Source organism: Oscillibacter sp., assembly GCF_032060045.1.
In the GTDB taxonomy this organism is placed as follows: Bacteria; Bacillota; Clostridia; order Oscillospirales; family Oscillospiraceae; genus Oscillibacter.
Window position 1 is genome coordinate 1 of sequence record NZ_DAMBZJ010000029.1, and the last position, 5,997, is coordinate 5,997.

The 5,997-nt window shown below is 52.9% G+C and carries 5 protein-coding genes; all 5 read right to left on the reverse strand.

Translation table 11 applies throughout. The features are described 5' to 3' along the window. On the reverse strand, window positions 1-463 hold a 463-nt coding region (gene ispE, locus RT018_RS11770), incomplete at its 3' end, for a 4-(cytidine 5'-diphospho)-2-C-methyl-D-erythritol kinase (protein ID WP_312942200.1). Further along, window positions 460-972 carry an SLOG family protein gene (locus tag RT018_RS11775; RefSeq protein WP_312942203.1) on the reverse strand — a complete coding sequence of 171 codons (513 nt, stop codon included), beginning with the start codon at window positions 970-972 and terminating at the stop codon, window positions 460-462. The genes ispE and RT018_RS11775, both read right to left, overlap by 4 nt. Window positions 973-1,376: 404 nt before the next feature. Continuing rightward, the gene (locus tag RT018_RS11780; protein WP_312942206.1) at window positions 1,377-2,342 is read right to left on the reverse strand and encodes an IS30 family transposase; all 966 of its coding nucleotides are present in this window, start codon (window positions 2,340-2,342) and stop codon (window positions 1,377-1,379) included. A 219-nt stretch (window positions 2,343-2,561) separates the two neighbouring features. Then, complete coding sequence (locus tag RT018_RS11785; RefSeq protein ID WP_312942276.1) at window positions 2,562-2,684, reverse strand: helix-turn-helix domain-containing protein; 123 nt, start codon at window positions 2,682-2,684, stop codon at window positions 2,562-2,564. A 178-nt stretch (window positions 2,685-2,862) separates the two neighbouring features. Beyond that, the coding region (locus RT018_RS11790) for an S-layer homology domain-containing protein (RefSeq protein WP_312942208.1) at window positions 2,863-5,997 on the reverse strand (3,135 nt) is incomplete at its 5' end.

The window sequence follows — 5,997 nt, forward strand, 5'->3', positions numbered from 1 at the left end:
CTCCCCGCCCCTCCGCCAGCGCCGTTCCGCCCCGGACACAGTAGGGCACGTCACTGCCGATCCGCTCTCCCATCGTCTCCAAATCCCGGTCCGTCAGCCCGGGGTGTAGCAGCGTCCGCAGCGCGCGCAAAACTGCCGCCGCGTCGGCGCTGCCGCCGGCCATGCCCGCCTGTGCGGGAATGCGCTTTTCAATGGTGATGTCTGCACCCGGCATAGCTCCGGTTTCTTCAAAAAACACCCTGGCGGCTCGACCCGCCAGATTATCCTCTCCCTCCGGCAAATCCGTGCCCGGTACGCGGACGAGAATCCTCCCGTCCTCTCGCAGGCGCACCGTCAATGTGTCCTTTAGGTCTATGGAAATCATCACCATTTTTAAATCGTGATACCCATCCGCCCGGCGGCGGAGAATGTCCAGTGTCAGATTCAATTTCGCCGGGGCAGAAAGAATCAGTTCCTTCATCATGCTTCCTCCAAAATCGGCAAATCCACCACGTCCAGTCCCCGCCGCATGGCGTATTCCATAGTGTAGCGGGTGCCGCCGGGGCTGCCGTCGAACATAGCGATCAGCAGCGACGCATGGTCCACCATATATCGGTCCCGGCGCTGCATGCATCTTGGACTGTATGCGGCGGAAACCACCGTCTCATAGTCGCATCGGGTAAGCAGCCGCCGATACCGCGCCTGTTCTGCCTCGGACCAGGCATCCGCCTGAGAGGGACAGGGAATTGCTGCCTCCACTGTCACTTCCGGGTATCGTTGCTTCAACTCCAGCACACACTCGCAGGCATATAAATCACAGCCCTGCGCCATGCCGCACAGAAAGTGGACGTACCCTTCCGCATAGGCGGCCTCCACCGCGTCCATCAGCCGCCGCTTCAAAGATGCGCAGCGAGGATCGTTCTCCTCATAGCCCCAGGGCAGTTTTCCCGGCCGATGCCCCGTAAAGCAGCAGGCCGACTGTCTTCCCCGCATCCGCAGTTCCCCCTTCCTGTTTCGTACCCCTTGATAAAAGAAATTATTTCCGACAGGCCTCGCTTTTCTCGGCAGCGGGGCTGTAGTTTCATTTACGCGTAGCAGTCTGCACCATTATAGAACAGACGTTCTTATTTGTAAAGACCAATTTTTATAACGCTGAATTGAAAAGTTAAGTTCCGTTTTGTAATTGTAACTTCCACTTTGTAATCGTAAGTTCCGTTTCTCCAAAGATAACTGCAAATTGAATGGATTTCGCGCTAATTTTGATACGCATTTTTGCCTTCTATTCACAAAAAGCGCAACTTGTCAAGAGGTCGAAGTTTTCTTTCATTTTTTGCAAAGGCAACTTCCACCCCGTTCATTTAGCTCATATACGTTGAAAATAGCGGTAGGAATGCCGGTTATTTTTTCAGCAGCTTAGGGGTCAAATTAATATCATTAGCAGGAATCAATTTGGCATTGAGTTTTGCTAAGATATCTTCACCATGAAGAAAACTGAGTAACTGGTATGCGGACCGGTTACCCAGCTTCTTTCTTGCATAAGAATTGATATGGTTCACCATGAGGTCTATATCAGACTGATGCAATTCATCAAAAGGTGTGCCTTTCGGTAGGACTCTTCGGATGAATTCATGTGTAACTTCAATACCACCCTTCTGACCTGCCATCTGCGGGTCGCAATAGAATACTCTGCTTCGGTTTTCGCCCCATTCTGTGCATTCTATTGCGGATGGGTTTGTAAACTCGCTTCCCCGGTCTATTAGGATAATCGGAAACAATTCGCAGTAGAGCTTGTGTCCAAGCCTCTTATAAAGGCCGTCAATAATGTCGGCCACAGAACGGGCCGTGTTGGCGTCTCGCAAGAAAGCAAGTATTACACTGCAACTACGAAAGAATATTGTAAGCAGTACTTTCCCGCAGTTTCGCTTTCCCTCCACACTGTCCATTTCAACAATAGGCAGATCCGGGTTTTCCTTTACATATTGCTGAAAGTCCTGATATGTTCTTCCTTTGTAGCAGCCTTTATCCAGTTTAATCAGCTTTTTCTTCTGCCTCCGGCGGTAGCGGACTTTACGCGGTAGGTCAATGTTTCCAACTGAAAGAAGGCTGGCGTCAATGTAATTGTAAATGGTCTTCTCGTTAAGCATAATTTCATCTGCATGCGTGGAACAGATATGGTGGATGGACTGGCCTTGCTTGACCAGCGGAGAAATAACAGAATCTATTCGCTGCAGTTCTTCTGGCGCTGTCGCAATTCCTTGTCGGCTCTCGCTGCGGACAGCTTCATACTCCTGTTGGGCAAAATCCGCATAATAATATTGTTTTTGAAGCTGACAGCGGGTAATCTTCTTACAGCCATTACACACATATGGCGGCAGACCAAGTTTCGGACAGCGTTCCTCTTCAAACTCGGAGCAAGTGCCGTTACATTCACCGCAGCGTGCACAGAAAAGTCCTCTGGCATAGGGGTGATGACAAGGCTTGCATACACTTTGCACTTTTTTACAAACATTACGCTTTTTACAGGCATTGAATGGATAGTTCTTTCCGCCAACATTTCGGACTTTGATGTGGCCAACAACTTCCTATGAGATCGTTGTTGGATCACGGTTCAACATTCTTCCTATTTCCTTGAACGAATGTTGCTTGTTAAGGCACTGTTCAATATCGTGCCTCTCGTTAATAGTCAAATGTTTATATTTAGCCATGAGAACACCTTGAAATTGGATTCCGCCATTTTCAACCGTTTCGTGTATTTTAACGTTGTTGCAAAATTTGTGCAACAAAGGAAAACTCCTTGTATGTGCGCAATGGATATAAAATATTTGGGCGGTCTGGTTATAAACCAGACCGCCCAAATCAAATGTTGCCGTTTTGTATGAATGACTACTTGGACAATAAGTTGTACAGCACCTGCGCCATCTGTGCGCGGGTTGTAGTTGCAGTCGGCCGCAGATTGCCGTTGCTGCCGCTGACAACGTCAGCTTCTACCATACTTTCCATCGCCTCCTGCGCGTAGGAAGAGATGTTTGCGCTGTCCGTAAAGTCGGAGAGCGTCTTGCCGGAATCCCCCTCGGGCAGCTGGTCAATTGCCTTCAGAGCGTTGTACAGCAGGGTGAACATCTGCTGGCGGGAGACAGCCTGCTTTGGAGCAAATCTGTTGCCGCCCACGCCGTTGGTGATCCCCAGCCGCTTTGCCGCTGCCAGATATCCGGTGTAGTAGGTATTTTCCGCGTCGGAGAAGTTGTCGGCGGAAGAATTGTCCGGCTCAATGCCATAGGCACGCATGACCATCGTGATGAACTGACCACGGCTCAATGTCGCATTGGGGCTGAACGCAGTTTCGGTCGTACCTCCAGTGATTCCGCGCGCCGCGAGGAATGTGACCGCATCGTAGCACCAGGCGTCCTCCGCCACGTCGCTGAACGCCACCTTGTGATAGCCCACCGCGTAGGTGGAGAAGTGGGTGGTGGTAAACACCAACGTGCCCGTCGCCGCATCATAGCGGCAGTTTTGCATCAGCTCCGGCTCACCGTTGGCGTTGATGTAATAGGCTACGATGGCATTTACATTTTCACCCGCCGCAGGGGTATAGGGAATGGAAACCGTGACGGCTCCGCCGAACTGGGAGATGGTGCTGCTGTCGCTGGTGACGCTGAAATTATACACCGGGTGGTTGCCCACTGTCTGCCGCGCCGCGTCGGACAGCGTGCTGGTTTCGACCTTGGACGCAGAGAATTTCACATCACCGGAGGCTGCGCCGGCAATGGCGGAGATCGCCTGCGCATCAAAGGTCATGGCGGCCACGGGAGAAGAGAGCGTCATGGAATCCATTCTGCCGGAAACCATCGCCTGAACGGCGGCTTTGGGAATCGTGGTCTGCACCGCGCTTGCGTTGGAGCCGCCGGACACCTTGATTTCCACCTTGGGAACTTCGCCGTTGCTTTTTGCCGCCGCCTGCGCCTTTTCAATCGCGCTGGTTACCTGAGCCTGGGTGACGGAGGCAGTCGCCGTACCGTTTGTGCCAGTCTGCGCAGGCACCGTGGTGGTAGCTGTGGAACCGGAAACGGTGGGCGCGGGGGCCGCGGGGGCACTCGAACCGCCGCCACCACCGCCGGTAGTATTACCGCCCGTGGAAGGATTGCTGACAGTCAGGGTGCCGTTTACATAGGCGGGGGCGGCCGCCTTGTAATTGTCGGTGTAGGTCACGCCGGTCAGGAAAACACCAATTGTGTAACTACCCGCTTTATAGGTATTTCCCACAGCAAAAGCCAGAAGCGGTTCGCCGATCAGCGCGGTCTCTCCGGAAAGCTGTCCGTCCACGGTGTAGGTAAATACCGGATCACTGCCCACAGTCACACTCTTATTATCCGCCTTGACGGTGACCGGGCGCTTTGCAATGGTGAAAGTGAAGACATTGCTGCCAGTATAGGTCACATCTGTGTCCGGCACCGAGAGGGTCAGCTGATAGCTCCCGGCGTTCGTCGGTGCCGTGGCGCTGGAGCCGTAGGTCGTGCCATCAACGCCTTCATAGCTTGCCGTCAGTGTGACATCTGTAACGATGGTGCCGTCGGTATTATTCGTCACCGCTGCGTTGCTGTAGGCATAGAGCTGACCGTTATACACCCCGCCGGTCATGGCAGCCGTGATGGAGACCGGAGTTTTGTCCGTGGTTTCGAAGGTGATGGTTGCGCTTCCAATGTCGTAATTTTCGCTGGTGAAACCGATGGTCACCGTATCCGAAAGCCCCGCCTTGGCAACCGAATTGACGGCCAGCGTCAGTGAGGTTCCGCTGATACTGCATTCTCCGCTGAAAATGCCATTGTTATTTGTATTGCCGGTTATTGTATATGCACTGACCTGGGACGCGTCCACACCGGAAGGTAACAGGGATGTTAGGTCGAAAGTAAATGAATATAGGAGATTTGTCTTTACCTTATAAGTATTGTCAACACCAGTTGCAGTTGCCTTTGTCACCGTAACGGACACCAGTTTGGTGGTATTATCGGTAATGGTCTCATAATTTTGCAGGGTAGAATTGCTGGGCGTAAAGGTTACCCAATAGCCGCCGGCTCCGACATTTGGCGCCACGGTGCCGTCGGTCCAGGTGAAGGTGCCAAGGGCCGAGCCGCCGGTAAGAGCCGAGTCGGCCAGCGTCTGACCGTAGGTAATATCCGCCGCCGCAGGCCATGTGAGAGTAGGCATGGCGGCCTTTGCGATGGTATAGCTACCCAGCACGAGACCGCTTGTCGCCGCATAATCGTCGTTTTCCGCCACATCCGCGGTCACCTGATAGGTGCCGGCATTGGCGGGAGCCGTAGTGCTTTTGGCGTAGTCCGTGCCATTTATACCCGTATAGTAAACAGTAATCGTGCCGAGAGTAACGCCGCTTGCCGCACTGACAATTCCGATTCCCTGTGCGCTGCCGTTATAAGACAGGCTCAGGGTGGACGGGTCGTTGTAATTCAGCTGATCTGCGGTCACACTCGAATTTACTACCGTGACGCCATCCACCGCAATAAATCCCGAATTTCCACTATACGAATAGGAAATACCGCTTTGATCGCCGCTTTTTGCCCATTTGGCTGTCGCATCATCCGGTGAAACGGTCAGATCTGTACTTGTATCTTTTTCGTACTGTATGGTTCCCGCGCCCTGATTCCGCGCAATGACCACGCCGTTATCGGTGGGCGCTGAAAAACCAGCTGGGCAATAAATCACATTGGATATTTCCGTACCAGAGCCAAACACAGTGCCACCCTTAACTACCACAGTGCCATTGCTATAGATTGCCGGACTACTTGCGTCAGTCGCCAATACCTGACCAGCCCCGCTGACGGTCACGTTTTCGAAGGTCTCATCGCATGAACCATACATGTAGATAACACCGGAATTAGCGGCGCAATTCGAGCCGGACACTGTACCGCCGCTGACAGATACCGTAGATGCCCCGTTAACTGCGCAGATTGCTACACCGGTGGCATCTTTCCCTGAGCCGGTGGGTGTGCCGCTATAACTATT